The sequence below is a fragment of the Microbacterium hydrocarbonoxydans genome, from assembly GCF_900105205.1.
GTDB classification, from domain to species: Bacteria; Actinomycetota; Actinomycetes; order Actinomycetales; family Microbacteriaceae; genus Microbacterium; species Microbacterium hydrocarbonoxydans.
Genome location: NZ_FNSQ01000005.1, coordinates 630441 through 647539, shown reverse-complemented (window position 1 = coordinate 647539; position 17099 = coordinate 630441). Strand labels below are relative to the sequence as shown.

General features: G+C 68.8%; 17 protein-coding genes. 5 read left to right on the top strand and 12 right to left on the bottom strand.

Features of this window, described 5'->3' with window-relative positions:
* Positions 1-42: 42 nt before the first annotated feature.
* From BLW44_RS03395 to BLW44_RS03385, 3 genes are all read right to left on the bottom strand, one after another.
* The gene (locus tag BLW44_RS03395) at positions 43-1056 is read right to left on the bottom strand and encodes an aldo/keto reductase family protein (protein ID WP_060926316.1); all 1014 of its coding nucleotides are present in this window, start codon (positions 1054-1056) and stop codon (positions 43-45) included.
* Between the two features lie 78 nt (positions 1057-1134).
* Positions 1135-2784 carry a DUF4407 domain-containing protein gene (locus BLW44_RS03390; protein ID WP_060926317.1) on the bottom strand — a complete coding sequence of 550 codons (1650 nt, stop codon included), beginning with the start codon at positions 2782-2784 and terminating at the stop codon, positions 1135-1137.
* A 99-nt stretch (positions 2785-2883) separates the two neighbouring features.
* The gene (locus tag BLW44_RS03385; protein WP_060926318.1) at positions 2884-3453 is read right to left on the bottom strand and encodes a TetR/AcrR family transcriptional regulator; all 570 of its coding nucleotides are present in this window, start codon (positions 3451-3453) and stop codon (positions 2884-2886) included.
* Between the two features lie 66 nt (positions 3454-3519).
* On the opposite strand from BLW44_RS03385, the gene BLW44_RS03380 reads away from it, so the two are divergent.
* A complete protein-coding gene (locus tag BLW44_RS03380; RefSeq protein ID WP_074731456.1) occupies positions 3520-4194 on the top strand; it encodes an NAD(P)H-dependent oxidoreductase in 675 nt (224 codons plus the stop codon).
* Here BLW44_RS03380 and rlmN read toward each other — a convergent pair.
* Positions 4143-5432, bottom strand: a complete 1290-nt coding sequence (gene rlmN, locus BLW44_RS03375) for a dual-specificity RNA methyltransferase RlmN (RefSeq protein ID WP_174521346.1) — start codon at positions 5430-5432, stop codon at positions 4143-4145. The genes BLW44_RS03380 and rlmN overlap by 52 nt on opposite strands.
* 70 nt (positions 5433-5502) lie before the next feature.
* On the opposite strand from rlmN, the gene BLW44_RS03370 reads away from it, so the two are divergent.
* From BLW44_RS03370 to BLW44_RS03360, 3 genes are read left to right on the top strand one after another with little or no spacing between them, the layout of a single operon-like run.
* Complete coding sequence (locus tag BLW44_RS03370; RefSeq protein ID WP_060926319.1) at positions 5503-6057, top strand: ribosomal protein L7/L12; 555 nt, start codon at positions 5503-5505, stop codon at positions 6055-6057.
* 52 nt (positions 6058-6109) lie between these two features.
* Positions 6110-6748: a bifunctional 4-hydroxy-2-oxoglutarate aldolase/2-dehydro-3-deoxy-phosphogluconate aldolase gene (locus BLW44_RS03365; protein WP_082724488.1), complete on the top strand. Its 639-nt coding sequence runs from the start codon at positions 6110-6112 to the stop codon at positions 6746-6748.
* Positions 6749-6772: 24 nt separating this feature from the next.
* Positions 6773-7522, top strand: a complete 750-nt coding sequence (locus BLW44_RS03360; protein ID WP_060926321.1) for a sulfite exporter TauE/SafE family protein — start codon at positions 6773-6775, stop codon at positions 7520-7522.
* 22 nt (positions 7523-7544) lie between these two features.
* On the opposite strand, the gene BLW44_RS03355 is transcribed toward BLW44_RS03360, so the two are convergent.
* From BLW44_RS03355 to BLW44_RS18170, 3 genes are all read right to left on the bottom strand, one after another.
* On the bottom strand, positions 7545-8378 hold the full coding sequence (locus BLW44_RS03355; protein ID WP_060926322.1) for an SDR family oxidoreductase: 834 nt from the start codon (positions 8376-8378) through the stop codon (positions 7545-7547).
* An 85-nt stretch (positions 8379-8463) separates the two neighbouring features.
* Positions 8464-9225 carry an SDR family NAD(P)-dependent oxidoreductase gene (locus BLW44_RS03350; RefSeq protein WP_060926323.1) on the bottom strand — a complete coding sequence of 254 codons (762 nt, stop codon included), beginning with the start codon at positions 9223-9225 and terminating at the stop codon, positions 8464-8466.
* 181 nt (positions 9226-9406) lie between these two features.
* Positions 9407-10006: a hypothetical protein gene (locus tag BLW44_RS18170; RefSeq protein WP_245647372.1), complete on the bottom strand. Its 600-nt coding sequence runs from the start codon at positions 10004-10006 to the stop codon at positions 9407-9409.
* A gap of 156 nt (positions 10007-10162) precedes the next feature.
* Between BLW44_RS18170 and BLW44_RS03340 the strand changes: the two genes are divergently transcribed.
* Positions 10163-10888: an aminoglycoside 3'-phosphotransferase gene (locus BLW44_RS03340; protein ID WP_060926324.1), complete on the top strand. Its 726-nt coding sequence runs from the start codon at positions 10163-10165 to the stop codon at positions 10886-10888.
* Between the two features lie 143 nt (positions 10889-11031).
* Here BLW44_RS03340 and BLW44_RS17710 read toward each other — a convergent pair whose 3' ends face one another.
* The 5 genes from BLW44_RS17710 to BLW44_RS03320 all read right to left on the bottom strand — a co-directional run bounded on the left by BLW44_RS17710 (position 11032) and on the right by BLW44_RS03320 (position 17014).
* Entirely contained in the window at positions 11032-11466 is a 435-nt protein-coding gene (locus tag BLW44_RS17710; RefSeq protein WP_139305233.1) for a hypothetical protein, read from the bottom strand.
* Positions 11467-12171: 705 nt separating this feature from the next.
* Positions 12172-13485, bottom strand: coding sequence for a hemolysin family protein (locus tag BLW44_RS03335; RefSeq protein ID WP_060926325.1), 1314 nt, complete (start codon positions 13483-13485; stop codon positions 12172-12174).
* 94 nt (positions 13486-13579) lie between these two features.
* Complete coding sequence (locus BLW44_RS03330; RefSeq protein WP_060926353.1) at positions 13580-14632, bottom strand: TerC family protein; 1053 nt, start codon at positions 14630-14632, stop codon at positions 13580-13582.
* Between the two features lie 187 nt (positions 14633-14819).
* Complete coding sequence (locus tag BLW44_RS03325; protein ID WP_060926326.1) at positions 14820-15617, bottom strand: energy-coupling factor transporter transmembrane component T family protein; 798 nt, start codon at positions 15615-15617, stop codon at positions 14820-14822.
* Positions 15614-17014, bottom strand: coding sequence for an ABC transporter ATP-binding protein (locus BLW44_RS03320; RefSeq protein ID WP_060926355.1), 1401 nt, complete (start codon positions 17012-17014; stop codon positions 15614-15616). The genes BLW44_RS03325 and BLW44_RS03320 overlap by 4 nt, the downstream gene beginning before the upstream one ends.
* Between the last annotated feature and the right edge of the window lie 85 nt (positions 17015-17099).

Sequence of the window (17099 nt, the reverse complement as noted above, 5' to 3'; positions counted from 1 at the left end):
GACGGCGGCCTTCGTCATGCATCCGTCAGACGCATGTCTCCGTCAGACCAGGCGGGCCTTCGGGGAGACCGAGTACGTCGCCTCGGCGTCGGTGTTGACCGTGTCGCCCAGCGCCGTGTCGATCGCGGCGAGCGTGTCGGCGTCGAGCGTCACGCCCGAGGCCTTCACCGTCTCGGCGAGCTGCTCGGGCCGCGAGGCTCCGACCAGTGCCGCCGCGACGTTCGGGTTCTGCAGGACCCAGGCGATCGCCAGCTGCGGCATCGACAGCCCGGCCTCCTCGGCGATCGGCTTGAGCCTCTGCACGGCGGTGAGGATGTCGTCCTGCAGGAAGCTCTTGATGAAGTCGGCGCCGCTGTGCGGGTCGGTCGCGCGCGACCCCTCCGGCACCGGCTGACCCGGCAGGTACTTCCCCGACAGCACGCCCTGCGCCATCGGCGACCAGACGATCTGCGAGATGCCGAGGTCCTGCGACGTCGGCACGACCTTGCCCTCGATCACACGGTGGAGCATCGAGTACTGCGGCTGGTTCGAGATCAGCTGCACGCCGAGCTCCTTCGCCAGCGCGTGGCCGTCCTGCAGCTGCTCGGCAGTCCACTCCGAGACGCCGATGTAGAGGGCCTTGCCCTGGCGGACGACATCGGCGAACGCCTGGAAGGTCTCCTCCAGCGGCGTCTCGTAGTCGAAGCGGTGCGCCTGGTACAGGTCGACGTAGTCGGTGCCGAGGCGCTTCAGCGATCCGTTGATCGACTCGAGGATGTGCTTGCGGCTGAGCCCGGTGTCGTTGGGCCCCTTGGGACCGGTCGGGAAGTAGACCTTGGTGAAGATCTCGAGCCCCTCGCGGCGCTGACCCTCGAGCGCCTTGCCGAGGACGACCTCCGCCGCGGTGTTCGCGTACGTGTCGGCCGTGTCGAACGTGGTGATGCCGGCGTCGAGCGCCGCATGCACGGTCTTGACGGCCGCGTCGTCTTCGACCTGTGATGCGTGGGTGACCCAGTTGCCGTAGGTGATCTCGGAGACCTTGAGACCGCTGTTGCCGAGATAGCGATAGTTGACCATGGAACAACGCTACCGGCCGTCGACGACGTCGGGGCCTGATCGCCGTGACCGGTCTCAGCCTGCGTGGCCGCAGGGGTCTCAGACGCGCGGTTCGACCAGCTGCTCCTGCTCCTCGAGCGTCTGAGCCTGCGCGCGCTTCTCGGCGAGCTCGCGCTCCTGGGCAGCTTCCCGCTGCTCGGCGGCCTGCGCCGCCTCCTTGCGCTCGGCGCGGGTCTGCGGCTCGCCGGTTCCGGCATCCGCCTGGATGCCCTGCGACTGCACGCTCACGATCGCCGCGCGGTCTCGGAAGCCCTCGGCGGTGACCTTGTCGAGCGCGACCTGGCGACGGATCGCCGCGGCCTTCTCGTACAGCGACGGATCGCCGAAGCAGGTGAGCACCTTCACCAGCACCGGCAGCAGCTCGATCATGAAGAACAGCGCGGCGATCAGGATGTGCGCCCACAGGATCGTCGGCTCCTTCTCGCTGAGCCTGTTCAGTCCGCTGATCTGGCTCAGCAGCCCGATGGCTCCCGCGTTGCCGGAGGCCACGGACTCGGCGCGCGCGTTGTACGCCGCGAGCGCGGTGTCGTAGCTGTCGCGGGCTGCGGGCAGCTGCGACTTCGCCTCCTCGCGGTTCTGCGCCTCCGAGGTGCTCGTGTTCTCCTTCGCGGCGCTGCCGGCGTCGGCGAGCTCCTCGTTGGCGGTGCGCAGCTGGGCGGCCAGCGCGTCGTACGTCTGCTGCGCCTCGGCCAGCTGCGCCTTCGCGGCATCGGAGCTCGCGCCTTCACCGTTGACGCCGGTGCATCCGGGCACGGTTCCCGCACCCTCGCCGGTGAGCTCGCACTGATAGAGCGTGCGCGCCTGATCGATCACGGCCTGCTGATCGGTCATCTTCGCGGTCAGATCGTCGACCGTGGCCTGAGCGGCGGACTCACTCGCCGACGACGAGTCGGTGCCAGCGACGATGCCCGTCGCGGCCTGGTTCTCGAGTTCGGCCACGCGATCGGATGCCGCATCCAGCGCCTTCTTCTCCGGGCCGGTCTCGAGTGCATCCTGGTCGGCCTGCGCCTGGGTGATGTTGGTGGAGGCGACCTCACGGGCGATGTCGTTGTGGAAGATCTGCAGCACGAGGGGCTCTGCGACGACGAATCCGATGATCGCCGCCATGACGACTCGGGGGATCGCGAGGCCGATCAGCTTCCAGACGTTGCGCGTCGACGTCATCGTCGAGGTGAGGAAGCGGTCGAGGTTGAAGATGATCAGCGCCCAGACGATCGCCAGCGGCACGGCCAGCCAGATCACGGCCTGCACACCGGTGGTCAGCGCGAACAGCATCGAGATCGCCGAGACCAGGGCGGTGCCGGCGAGCACGAAGAACATCTGCACGAAGCGCGGCGTCTCGCCGGGCACACGGTCGAGGATCTCGCCGTCCGCACCGCCGAGGATCGCGAGGCGCCGGAACCCGGAACCCGGCACGCGGGGCTTCCGCTCGCGCGGCTGTCGGCGAGGCTTCGGCTCACGCCTGGGCTCCTGCTCGGCGGACGACTCTGCGGATGCGTCGGCATCCGCGTCCCGCTCGTCGTCGGACATCCGCCGCTCGTCCTGCGCACGCGGCGGAGTCAGGTCGGCGCCGGTGGGCTCGTACTCGCGCAGGAAGTCGAGGTCGTCCGTGTCAGCGTTCGGGTCGCTGTCGAGGATGATCCGACCCTGCGAATCGAACCGTCCTGGACGGTGAGCGGAATAGGGCATCCCGACAATCTACGAAATGTCGCCTGTGGAAAACGTGGACGAACGCTGTGTCCTTGCCTGCTGCGGCGCTCGCGACGGCTCTCGGCGACGTTGGCGAGATCAGCGCGGGAGCATGCGCGTGAGCGCATCGGCACTCGCGGCGAGCGCGGCGTCGAGCGTGAAGTGACCGGCGGCGCACAGCGTCCCGAGACCATGCGCGAGGCCCCAGACGCCGATGACGCCGGTGTCGCCGTCGAGTCCCGCCGCGACGGATGCCTCCGACAGCAGCTCCTCGAGTTCGTCGATCAGCGGCGCCATGGTCTCGCTCGGCTCCCCCGGGATGCAAACGGTGGGGTCGTAGATGACGTCGAAGCCGTGCGGATGCTCGACCGCGTAGCGGATGTACGCACCGCCGCCCTCGATCACCGCGGCACGAGGGTCGCCCGCACCCTCGATCGCCTCGCGGACGGCAGCGACGAGGTCGGCCATGCTGCGTTCGGCGAGCACCTTCAGCAGCCCTCGCCGGTCGGAGAAGTGGTGGTACGGGGCGTTGTGGCTGACATCCGCCGCGCGGGCGACTTCGCGCAGGCTGATCTCCCCCGCGGGCTTCTCGGCGAGCAGCTGCATCGCGGCCGCTTCGAGAGCGTGGGCGAGGTCGCCGTGGTGATAGCCGGACCGAGAACTTGACACAAGCAACATTGTTGCCTATCTTGACAGTGTCCACCAGTACTTGACACTGTCAACATAGGAGTTCGAATGCCTTCCGCCCTGATCATCGACGGCCACCCGGACGCCCGCTCGCTCTCCGCAGAGCTCGCTCGTCGCTATGCCGCAGCGCACGGCGATGCCCGCATCCTCGCGCTGCGCGACCTCGACTTCGACCCGTCGCTACGCTTCGGGTATCGCGAGCGCATGGAGCTGGAGCCCGATCTGATCGACGCCAAGCAGGCACTGCGGGAGGCCGCGACCGTCGTGGTCGTGACGCCCCTCTGGTGGGGATCGGTGCCCGCAGTGCTGAAGGGGTTCTTCGATCGCGCGCTGCTCCCCCAGCAGGAATACCGCTACTCGAAGGCCGGACTCCCCGAGGGCCTTCTCACCGCGGCGAGCGGGCGCCTGTTCCTGCTGGCGGACACCCCGTGGTTCCTGACGCCCTTCACCGGGCTCCCGGCGCGGACGCACGTGGCGCGCGGGACGCTGCGATTCTGCGGCATCCGCTCGGTACGCACGACCCGGATGCTGGGCGTCAAGGACGCGAAGCCCGAGCGCATCGCCTCGTGGCTCGCTCGCGCCGGATCACTCGGTCACCGCGACGGCGTCCGTGACGCCGCTCGCGCCGGCATCAGCACCGGTATCCGCGACCGCGGCGATGAGGCCGAGCCTCAGGCCATCGCGGCGGACGCAGCCTCGTCCTCGGTCGTCGCGACGAGCTGACCGCACGCGCCGTCGATCTCCTTGCCCCGGGTGTCGCGGAGGGTCGTCGGGATGCCGGCGTCGTTGAGCCGGCGCACGAACTCGTTCTGCACCGACGGCTCGGACGAGGTCCAGATCGAACCCGGCGTCGGGTTCAGCGGGATCGGGTTGACGTGCACCCAGCCGCGACCGCGCTCGTTGAGCTTCTCGGCGAGCAGATCGGCACGCCAGGCGTGGTCGTTCATGTCCTTGATCAGCGCGTACTCGATCGAGACACGGCGGCCGGTCTTCTCGTAGTAGTACCGCGCGGCGTCGAGCGCCTCGTCGACCTTCCAGCGGGAGTTCACCGGGATGAGCTCGTCGCGCAGGTGGTCGTCCGGCGCGTGCAGCGACAGCGCGAAGGTCACCGGGATGCCCTCGTCGGCGAGCTTCTTGATCGCCGGCACCAGTCCGACGGTCGAGACCGTGATGCCGCGCGCGCTCATACCGAGGCCGTCGGGCTGCGGGGCGACCATCGAGCGCACGGCGTCCATGACGCGCTTGTAGTTGGCCAGCGGCTCGCCCATCCCCATGAAGACGATGTTCGAGACGCGCTCCATCGAGTGGTCGTCGGCCTTCTTGCCGCCGAGGCCGCCGTCGGCGATCAGCCGGTTGGCGCGGACGATCTGCTCGAGGATCTCGGCCGTCGACATGTTGCGGGTCAGCCCCGCCTGGCCGGTGGCGCAGAACGGGCAGTTCATGCCGCATCCGGCCTGCGACGACACGCACAGCGTGATGCGCCCCGGGTAGCGCATGAGCACCGACTCCACGAGTGCACCGTCGTGCAGGCGCCAGAGGAACTTGATCGTGTCGCCGCGGTCGGTCTCCAGGCGCCGGACCTCGGTGAGCAGGGGCGGCAGCATGCCCGCGACGAGCTGCTCGCGGGTGTCGGCCGGAAGGTCGGTCATCTCGGCCGGATCCGACGTGTAGTGCCGGAAGTAGTGCGTGGAGAGCTGCTTCGCCCGGAACCCGGGGAGCCCGAGCTCCTTGACCTTCTCGATGCGCTCGGCGGGAGTCAGGTCGGCGAGGTGCACCGGCGGCTTGCCGCGCTTGGGGCTCGCGAACTGCAGCAGCGGCCGCCCCTCGGCATCCTTCTGCTGCGTCCAGCCCTCGGTCGCAGGGCGCACCTGTGGCGTGCCGGTCGAGCGGACGGCCCCCGAACGGGACGACGCGGGTGCCGTGGCGGGGCGCGTCTCGCGCGTGCGGGGAGTCTCGGTCATACCTCCAGGGTACGCGGTGCCGGGTGGGAAGGCCCTGGGGCGCGAGGCGCCGGATGCCTAGACTGACCGCATGGACCTCGTCATCGCCGTCGGCAGTGTGTTCGCTGCGATCGTCATCGGCGCGGTGATCGTCGCGGCAGCACTGCGATCCATGCGTCCGAAGGCGCCGGAGCCGCAGGTCTACACCCCCTCGCCGACGATGGCCCGCTCAGTGGCATCCACGTCGACGTCGACGGCCGCCACGTCGCAGCTCACCCCCGCGGCGATCGCTGAGGTCGATCGACTCGTGGCCGCCGGACAGAAGATCCAGGCCATCAAGCTGTACCGCCAGCACACCGGCGTGCGCCTGCAGGAGGCGAAGGATCGGATCGACCACTGGTCGGTCAGCACGACCGCCCCGCACCTCGCCGCGGTCTCGAATGCCGCCGCGGCCTCCTCTTCGATCACCGCCACACCCTCGTCGGTGCGTGGCGCGCTGCCCGCGTCGGTGGTCTCCGAGGTCGACCGGCTGATCGCCGGGGACCAGAAGATCCAGGCGATCAAGCTCGTGCGCGAGCACACCGACTTCGGCCTCAAGCAGGCGAAGGACATCGTCGAGGCCTGGCCTCGTCCGCATCGGTTGTAATGACAGGATGCGGTCGGGGAGAATGGAGCGGTCCCCCACCGAAGGAGCCCCGATGCCCGACCGTCTCTCGCGCGCCCGAGCCACCGGCGTCCTCGCCGTCCTCCGCGCACCGTCGCCTGAGGCCGCCCTCGAGGCATCCGAGGCGATCATCCGCGGTGGGGTGACCGGCATCGAGGTCACGTTCTCGACGCCCGACGCGCCTGCGGTGATCCGTGAGCTCATCGCCCGGCACGGCGACGCCGCCTACATCGGCGCCGGCACCGTCACGACCGCCGAGCAGGCCGCTCTCGCCGCGGACGCCGGCGCCGAGTTCCTCGTCAGCCCCGGCACCCTTCCCGCTCTGACCCGCGCGATGCTCGACACCGGCCGCGTGGTGATGACCGGCGCGATGACCCCCACCGAGGTGATGGGCGCGCTCGAGCTCGGCGTCGACGTCGTCAAGATCTTCCCCGCCTCGCTCGGTGGCCCCTCGTATCTCGGCGCGCTCCGCGGACCCTTCCCCGATGCGCCACTGATGCCGACCGGAGGCGTGACACCCGACAACGTCTCCGACTGGTTCCGCGCCGGCGCCGTCGCAGTCGGCGCAGGCGGCGACCTCGCGAACGGCGCGTCCCTCGCGGCATCCGACTGGGCCGACATCGAGCAGCGCTCGGCACGTTTCGCCGCCGCGCTCGCCTCCGCCCGCTCGTGAGCCTGCGAGCACGGTGAGGGCTCGGTGATCGACCTCGCACCCCTCGCCTGGGCGGCGCTCGGCCTCGCCGCCGTCACGATCGGCATCTCGAAGACGGCTCTGCCCGGCGGCAGCATCCTCGCGATCGCGCTGTTCGCGACCGTGCTGCCCGCCCGCACCTCGACGGCCGCGATGCTGCTGCTGCTCATCGTCGGCGACGTGTTCGCGCTGATCACCTATCGGCGTCACGCGCACTGGCCGACCTTGCTGCGCCTCGCGCCCGCGGTGCTCGCCGGCCTGCTCGCCGGGTTCGCCTTCCTCGCGCTGGCCGGTGACGGCATCGTGCGTCGGGCGATCGGCGTCATCCTGCTCGCGATGATCGCCGTCACACTGTGGCGGCGCTGGCGGCAGAATCGCGCGGATGCCACGGCACCCACGCCCGGCAGCCTCGTGCTCTCGGGTGTCTACGGCACGCTCGGCGGATTCACCACCATGGTCGCGAACGCCGGCGGCCCGGTGATGTCGATGTACTTCCTCGCGACGCGCACGCCGGTGCAGGTGTTCCTCGGCACCTCGGCGTGGTTCTTCGCGGTCATCAACCTCGTGAAGATCCCGTTCCTCGCCGGCCTCGGCCTGTTCGAGGGGCAGGTGCTGCTGATGGATGCCGTGCTGGCGCCGCTCGTCGTGATCGGCGCCCTCGCCGGCATCCGTCTGGCGAAGCGGATGGACCAGGTGCTGTTCGACCGCATCGTGATCGTGCTGACGATCGCCGGTGCGGTGTACCTGCTGTTCTGACGCCGGCCCTGCCTCAGTCCACTCAGTCCAGGAAGATGTCGGGGAACAGGCGGTCGTCGGGGGTACCCGGCACCGCGGCGTAGGCCGAGAAGTCGGTCACACCGTCGGCTTCGAGGACGTCCTCGACGATCAGCGTCTGACCGGTGTACTCGGCCGCGGGCTTGAGCAGCACCGCGTACGCGGCATCCGCATAGATGTCAGGAGTGCGGCTCGCCGCCATGACCCTGTCTCCGCCGAGCAGGTTCTGCACCGCCGCGGTCGCGATCGTCGTACGGGGCCAGAGCGTGTTGGCAGCGATCCCGTCGCGGCCGAACTCCGCCGCGAGGCCGAGCGTGACCATCGTCATGCCGAACTTCGCGAGGGTGTAGCCGGTGTGCGCGCCGAGCCACTTCGGGCTCGGGTTCAGGGGCGGCGACAGCGAGAGGATGTGCGGGTTCTCGGCATCCTTGAGGATCGGGACGGCCGCGCGCGACAGCATGAACGTGCCGCGGACGTTCACGTCCTGCATCAGGTCGTACTTCTTCGCGCCGAGGTCGAGCGAGCGCGAGAGGTCGATGACGCTGGCGTTGTTGATGACGATGTCGATGCCGCCGAACTCGCCCTGCGTCTTGAGCACGGCCTCGGTGATGTCGTCGTCGTCGCGCACGTCGCCCACGATCGGGAGCGCCTGGCCGCCGGCCGCGCGGATCTGCTCCGCCGCAGAGTGCACGGTGCCTTCGAGCTTCGGATGCGGGGTGTCGGTCTTCGCGAGCATCGCGATGTTCGCCCCGTCGGCGGCCGCGCGCAGCGCGATCGCGAGGCCGATGCCACGGCTTCCGCCGGACATGAGGATGGTCTTGCCTGCCAGTGTGCTCATCAGCCACCTTCTCGTTTCGAATCGCGTGGGGTGCGGTGTGTCCGGGTCGAATCGGGTCGATCGCGCGATTCGAACGCCGGTCGGATCACTTCGGGGCCATGCGGATCGCGCCGTCGAGGCGGATCGTCTCCCCGTTGAGGTAGCCGTTCTCGACGATCTGCCGCACGAGCGAGGCGTACTCGTCCGGACGGCCGAGCCGCGAGGGGAACGGCACCTGCTGGCCGAGCGAATCCTGCGCTGCCTGCGGCAGCCCCATGAGCATGGGGGTCTCCATGATCCCGGGAGCGATCGTGCAGACGCGGATGCCGTAGCGCGCGAGCTCGCGCGCGACGGGCAGCGTCATGGCGTGCACGCCGCCCTTCGACGCGGAGTAGGCGGGCTGGCCGATCTGACCGTCGAACGCGGCCACGCTGGCGGTGTTCACGATGACGCCGCGATCGCCGTCCTCGGTGGCGTCGTTCTTCGCGATGACCGCGGATGCCTGCGACAGGACGTTGAAGGTGCCGACCAGGTTGATCCGCACGATGCGCTCGAAATCGGCGAGCACCGCGGGGTTGCCCTCCCGGTCGAGCACCTTGGCCGGCGGGGCGATGCCGGCGCAGTTGACGACGATGCGCAGGGGCGCGGCGTTCTGAGCGGCGGCGACGGCTGCCGCGGCATCCTCCGCGCTCGTGACGTCACCGCCTGCGAACACTCCGCCGAGTTCGTCGGCGATCTCCGCACCTGCCGACGAGGGCAGGTCGAGGATCGTGACCACGGCGCCCGCGGCGGCGAGCGTGCGAGCGGTGGCGAGGCCCAGCCCGGACGCACCGCCGGTGATGAGAGCACTCGAGCCCTGGATCTGCATGCGGTTCTCCTTCGAAACGTGTGCGACTCAGTGTCAGCTTAGCTGATTCCCAGTCCCAAACGCCTCACGGGAGAAGCCGGGGAGCGACGGCGGAATCGACTCCGAGCCTACGCCGTGCGCGACGGAGAGGAAGGACCCCCACGACCCTTCCCCTCTGGCATCCGTTTCGCCTCGCGTGGGATCAGACCTCGATCTGCGCGGCGATGCCCTTCAGTTTGTGGCGGGCGAGCGCGAGGTTCGCCGCAGCGCGGTTGAGCACGAGGTAGATGAACAGGCCACCCGCCCGCTGCGCGTCGAGCACGTTGATCAGGTGGTACTGCGTGCTCAGGCTGATCAGGATGTCGTCGATGTCGTCGGTGACTCCGAGGTCGCGCATGGTGGCGAGCTTCGCCCGCACGACGTTCGAATTGCCCGCCGCGGCGACACCGAGATCGAACGAGCGGCTTCCGCCCTGCGCGAGAGCCATCCCGCTCCCGTAGTCGACGATCGCGGCGCCCGTGGCGCCTTCGATGGCCAGCAGCTGCTGCAGGACGTCGTCCAGTGAACTCATGTCGTCGTACTCCTTCATGGTCGTGCGTGCGTTCACGACAGCGTCGGAGGCGACCGGGGCTCGGTCGTCGTCGGCGCTGATCCATTCGACGAACCGGTCGAGGTCTCCCTCATCCGGCTCTGCCGTGGAGATCGCCGGCGCTTTGGGCAGGGTCGTCGAAGCGGGCGCCGCTGCGGCGTCGGCATCGCTGCCCTGCCGCCGCCACCACTGTGACCGACCTGAAGCGCGCACGAAGACCTCGGGTCTCGAGAAGGAGTGTGTGACGCGGTCGCCGACGGCGACCGCGTCACACACTAACCGCGTGCGCCCCGCACGAACCGGGAGAATACATGCATATCGATATACGTTCGCGAGACGCGAGTTCGCGGGACGCGAGAGGATTGAAGAATGAGCATCCCGTCCGCCGCCGTCGAGATCCCTGCCGCCGTGCGCGCGCTCGCGGGTGATGCCGAGCTCGCTCCGGTCTGGCTGAACGGCATCGGCGGACTCACGTTCCGCACGGATGACGGTCGCTTCATCAAGTGGGGTCCGCACGACGCCGAGGCGAACATGCGCGATGAGGCAGAGCGGATGCGCTGGGCGCGCCGGTGGATCGCGGTTCCCGAGGTCCTCGATCAGGGACAGGATGCCACGCACGAGTGGCTCGTCACTGCGGCGATCCCGGGGCGCAGTGCCGTGGATCCGCGCTGGAGCGACGACCCCGCGACAGCGGTGCGCGCCGTCGGCGCGGCCCTGAGGACCATGCACGACGCGCTGCCCGTCGACGCATGCCCGTGGACCTGGGACCCCGAGTGGCGGATCGTGAACGCCGCCGAGCGTGGCGTCATCGTGCCCGCCGATCTGCGCACGCCGCCACCCGTCGACCGGCTCGTCGTCTGTCATGGCGACGCCTGCATGCCCAACACGCTGCTCGACGACGATGGTCGCCCGGCCGCGCATGTCGACCTCGCCGCCCTCGGTGTCGCCGACCGCTGGGCCGACATCGCCGTCGCGTCGATGAGTACGGAGTGGAACTTCGGCCCTGGATGGGAGGACGCGCTCATCGAGGCCTACGGCGTCGAGCCCGATCGCGAACGCCTCGAGTACTACCGCCGTCTCTGGAACGAGACCTGAGTCAGACCGTTGCTATAGACCATCGAGATTCACCAAGTGGGCCTTGAGTCGAGCCATGGGACAGCGGTAGCCGGCGCAGCATTCGCGTCGGCAGATACGATCCGATCCCCGGCCTGTGCCAAGGGATCGGATCGTGCTCACGGTCAGCAGTTGGCGGCGTACATGTATACGCTTGCGCCCCAGTTGTCGACCTTGTGCCAACGGCCCGAGACCTGGCCAACGCGATTCGTTTTGGTCTCAATGTTCCAGAAAGCCCCGCCGTAGGTCTTCACGCATCGCCCCGCCGGCACCCATACGGCGTCCCAGTCCCAGCCAACAGAAGTCCGACTGCCCGGTGCGACGGTCTGCTTCTTGGCTCCTGTCGCGACTGTGGTTGTGTTCACGTAGTCCGTAGAAGCCTGGAAGCTGTAGCCTCCACTGTTTCTCAGGTAGCCGCACGAGGGCGGATTTTCGGCGCAAGGTTCACCGGCGGCATTTGCTGCCAGCGGAACGCCGAACGTGACGACGGCGGCGAGCACAAGTCCGGCGAGGACCGACTTGACGGTGTGAGACGCGATGATGCGACGTTGCATTTCCATCTTCATTACCCTTTTCATTCTGGGGATTAGCTACTTGCGTAGCTCCTCTCAAGGAGAGGTGTGAATGAAGCGTCGTGGGGTAACGGGTCAGAAGGCTTAGTGATTTGGGTGTGCGGGTTTCCTCTCACTGCGTTGCTTGACAATTCGTCTTTGCTCAACAATTCCCCCTACGCCGATGATGGCCCCTGCAAGGACCAACCACGACGCAGAGATTATCCCTGAGCCCGGAACAGCATCTGCCGTGTCCCACGTGCCGATCCCCGGGTCGAAGGCCGGATGAGCCGCCACGAGTAAAAGCACTGTTGCAGCGAGAGACGCCCAGCGGCCCACCCGCGACAAAGCACCGACAATCGCGAGCCCGACGCCCGTTGCCCAGAATCCGAAAGCTGTCGGCCAGTGAGCGCGAGCGCTCATGGCGTCAAGGCATTGCTCGGAGACCGCGGAGTCGAAGCAGGGCTGCCATATCTGAATACTGAGGACGATTCCTGCAACTCCCAGAGCAATCAAGCCGAAAGCCGCGAATCGATTGAACATGCCGCGAGCTTAGCCCTACACCGGCACGCAACCAGTACTCAATTCCGCGTCAAATGTGCTCACCTTTGGACGTTCGCTATCACCTGTCATGCCGCCGATACAGAGTCAGCAGCGGGAGGCTACTCGACGCAATCCCGGGAGCAGCACGCCGCCTCCGGAACGAGACGTGAGTCAGCCGTTCACGACGGATCCGCCGCTCCCGACGGGATCCCCGCCGGCCTCCTCGTGCACGACCACCCGGATCTCCGCGATGCGGCGGCGATCCACGGCGGTCACGCGAAGCGTCGCACCGGGCACCTCGACCGAGTCGCCGACCACCGCGAGGCGTCCGAGCATCTCCGTGACGAACCCCGCGACCGTGTCCGACGCCCCACGCGGCAGGGCGATGCCGGTGATCTCGGCGAAGTCCTGCAGGTTGAGTCGGCCGTCGAGCGCGCCGCCGGCATCCGGCATCCGGTCCTCCGTGTCGTACTCGTCGAAGATCTCACCGACGACCTCCTCGACGAGATCCTCGAGGGTCACGATGCCGTCGGTGCCGCCGTACTCGTCGACCACGACGGCGATCTGGTGGCCGGCGGCCCGCATGCGGGTGAGCGTGGGCAGGACGCCCGCCGTCGACGGCACGTACTCGACCGGGCGCATGAGTCCCGAGACCTGGCGCGTCGCGTCGTCCGCCGCCGCCTCGAACAGGTCGCGCACGTGCACGAAGCCGACGATGTCGTCCAGTGACGCGTCGATCACCGGGTACCGCGAATACGGCAGCTCCCTCACCTGCGCGATGGCCTCGGCGAGCGTCGCCGCACCGTCGAGCGCGACGACCTCCGGACGCGGACGCATGACCTCGCTGACCTGACGTCCCCGCAGCGACAGGACGTCGTCGAGGATGCGACGCTCGTCGTCGGGGAGGCTCTGATGCGTCGCCACGATGTCACGCAGCTCCTCCTCACTGAGTTCGTCGGCCGCCTTGTGCGGGTCGCCGCCGAGCAGGCGCACCACCGCGTTCGTCGACACCGAGAGCAGCCAGATCACCGGGCGCATGATCGTCGCGAAGCCGTCGAGCACCGGCGCGACCGCGTACGCGAACTGCGCATTCCGCTGGATCGCCAGCCGTTTGGGCACCAGCTCGCCGAGCACCAGCGACAGATACGCGATCACGAGGGTCAGCAGCACGGTCGCCAGGGTCATGGCGAGTGGCGGCGCCATGCCGAATCCCTCCAGCAACGGAGCGACCGACGGGGCGATCGAGGTCGCACCGTACGCGGCCGAGGCGAAGCCGGCGACCGTCACACCGATCTGCACCGCCGAGAGGAAGGTGTTGGGGTTGCGAGCGAGGCTCGCGACCTTCTCCCCTCGCCGTCCGCGAACGGCGATCGCGTTGATCTGACTCTCGCGCAGAGTGACGAGGGCCATCTCCGTGGCGGCGAACACGCCGCCCACCAGGACGAAGACGAACACCAGGGCGATGTTCACCGCGAGGTCGCCCATCAGCGGGTCGCCTCACGAGGTGCGGGGGCGCCCGAGGTCATTCGGGCGCCGGGTCTGTCAGGGTCTGCGGACGCGTCGGAGCGGCGCGACTGGTTCACGAGTGTTCCTTCTGGGTTTCCGTGGTGCGGGTGTCGGTGGTGAGGGTGTCGGAGGAGGGAGCAGCGGGGTCGAGCGCATCGCGCCTGTCGTCGCGTCGCGTCTTCATCAGGCTCGCGACCGTGGCCACCGCGATGGTGGCGCCGATGAACACGAGCGAGAACCAGATCGGGATCTCGGGCACCCACAGCAGCGGCTCGCCGCCGTTGATGAACGACAGCTCGTTGACATGCAGGGCGTGCATCACGAGCTTCACGCCGATGAAGGCGAGGATGACCGCGAGACCCTGGGCGAGGTAGACGAGGCGCTGCAGCAGTCCGCCGATGAGGAAGTACAGCTGACGCAGCCCCATGAGCGCGAAGGCGTTGGCGGTGAAGACGATGTAGGCCTCTTCGGTCAGACCGTAGATCGCGGGGATCGAGTCGACGGCGAAGATCAGGTCGACGAAGCCGATCGCGATGATCACGAGGAACATCGGCGTGAAGTATCGCTTGCCGTCACGGGCGACCGTGAGCCGGTCTCCGTTGTACTCGTCGCTGACCGGGAGGATGCGGCGCACGAAGCGCATGAATCGACCGTTCGCCGGGTCGGAATCGCCGTGCGCGAAAGCCTGACGGTAGGCGAGGAACAGCAGCAGGGCGCCGAACAGGTAGAAGATCCAGGAGAAGTTCTCGATCAGCGTGGCACCGAGGGCGATGAACCCTCCGCGCATGATCAGCGCGATCACGATGCCGATCATCAGCACCTTCTGCTGATAGATCCTCGGCACCGCGAATCCGGTCATCACGATGAGGAACACGAAGAGGTTGTCGATCGACAGTGCCTTCTCGGTGAGGTAGCCGGCGAAGTACTCCCCGCCGTACGTCCATCCGGACACGGCGCCGATGCCGACACCGAACAGCAGCGCCAGGCCGATGTAGAACGCCGACCAGCGGGCGGACTCGCCGATGGTGGGTTCGTGGGGCTTGCGGACGTGGACGAAGAACTCGTACACGAAGAAGGCGATCGTGACGGCGATCGTGATGATCCACACGAGAGGGGTGATGTTCACAAGGGACTCCGAGACATGGCGTGACAGAAGGTCGACGCCAAGGTCTTCTCCATCCTCGAGATCGAGGACCGGGGACCCGGGATGCAGTGACATCCGTAATGACGAGCCGCCCGTGGTGGAGTACTCCCCTTGGGTTCATTCGATGCTAGCGAATGGATCGGCACGCGAGCTATGAGAACGCTGAGTGCTAGGCGACCGGACCGAGGATGAAGTTCCAGCTGCCGGTGAGCACGGCGACGGTGATCGCGACCGCAGGGATCAGTGCGGCGAGCGCCACGAAGATCGTGTCGCGGATACCCCACACCGACTCCCGTGCCCACGACCTCGGCTGCCGTCCGCCGAATCCTCGCGCCTCCATGGCGGTCGCGAGCGATGACCCGCGACGGATCGCGAGCACGAACAGCGCGAAGGCCATCCCGAACGCACGGCGCACTCGGCCTTGGTCGGCCACCCCACGCGCCCTCCTGGCCAGGGCGAGCGCGCGCCAGTCCTCGACGAGCAGCCCCAGCATCCGCATCCCGGCGAGAGCTCCCACGACGAATCGTGCAGGCAGCTTCGCGCGCTGCGCGAGGTCGTCGGCGAGGTCGGTGGGATCGACCGTGATGAACAGCACGACCGCGGGGAGCCCGATCGCCAAGACCCTGACCGCCGTCGCCGCCGCCAGGGCGAGCGAGCCGTCGCTGACGCGCATGACCAGCCACTCGAAATGGACGACGCCGCTCGTGGCGCCGTAGAGCGCGATCGTCACCGCGCCGAGCGGGGCGGCGATCCACAGCACGGCCGTGCGGGTCCAGAACTCGCGCGCTCGAAGGCCGGCGAGCAGCAGCAGCGGGATCTCGAGCAGCAGAGCGACGGATGCCGAGACGACGTCGATCGTCAGCACGAGGGGCAGCGCGATCAGGAGCGCGGCGATGAGCTTGGCGAGCGCCGACCGGGGGGCGATGGGACCCGGTCGGTCGATGCGAGCCGTCAGCGGATCGATCATCGGCCGATCTCCACACGGCGCGCATGGAGCGCGGCGAGCACCGTCTCGTCGTGGCTGATCGCGACGACGGCGGTCCCCTCGTCGCGGAGCCGGGCGATCAGCCCCACGAGCTCAGCCCAGGTGGTGGCATCCTGGCCGAACGTGGGTTCGTCGAGCACCAGCATGCGAGGCCTCGTGGCGAGAGCGGCGGCGACCGTGAGCCTCCGCTTCTCGCCTCCGGACAGCGTGTACGGGTTCGCGGCGGCGAGGGCGGAGAGCCGCAGCCGTTCGAGGAGGTCGTCGACGCGGACAGCGATCTCGGCCTCGGGGATCCCGAGCGCCCGCGGCCCGACGGACAGCTCGTCGCGGACCGTCTTCGCGAGCAGCTGATGCTCGGGCGTCTGCAGCACGGTCGCGATGCGGGTGAGCAGCGCGCGCGACGACCAACGGAACGGATCGCTCTTCTCGCCAGCAGCCAATGTCGGGAGTGCCGAGACACGACCCCCTTCCGCGGGGATGAGTCCGGCGAGCGTCAGCCCGAGCGTCGACTTGCCCGCGCCGTTCGGCCCCGTGATGCCGAGCACCTCCCCCGCACGCACGTCGAGATCGAAGGGCCCGGCAACGGCGAGTCCGCGCTTCCTGGCGACTGTCAGACCGCGGGCCTCGAGCAGCGTCTCCCCCGGCGGCCGAGAAGGCGATGGCGGCAGCGCCGGCGGATGCCCCGGGACCCAGACACCGGATGCCGCGAGCTCGGCCCCCCTCGCGCCGAGCACCTGCTGCGGAGTGCCGTCGGCGAGCACGACGGTTTCTCCCTCCGACCCAGTCCCCCCGCCCGCAGCCCCGAGCACGATCACCCGCGTGACGAGGGGCAGCCAGACGTCGATCCGGTGCTCGATGACGACGAGAGTCGCGCCGGTGGCATCCAGGGCGGCGGCGACGGCATCCCGCACGTCCTCCACGCCGCCGGGGTCGAGGTTGGCGGTCGGCTCGTCGAGCAGGATCGCGCCGGGGCGCATCGCCAGCACACCGGCCAGCGCGAGACGCTGCTTCTGCCCGCCGGAGAGCGCGGCGGTCGAGCGATCGAGATCGACGTCCAGGTCGACGGCCGCCAGCGCGGCGCGCACGCGGGTCCAGATCTCGTCACGGGGAACGCCGAGGTTCTCGCATCCGAACGCCACGTCATCGCCGATCCGAGCGAGGATCGTCTGGGTGTCCGGGTCCTGCAGCACCATCCCGACCCGACCTCGAGCGGCGGTCGGAGACTGCCCGTCGACAAGCAGCTCCCCCTGGGTCTCGCCCTCGTCGGCACCACCCAGCACACCGCCGAGCCCCTGCAGGAGCGTCGACTTGCCGGACCCCGATGCCCCGAGCAGGAGCACCCGCTCTCCGGGCTCGATGCGGAGGCCGACGCCGCGCATCGCCCAGCGGCGCCTCGTCGCGTACCGCCACCCCCAACTGCGGGCTTCGAGGGTGGCGGCCGCGTTCTTGTGCGCGTCCGTGGCC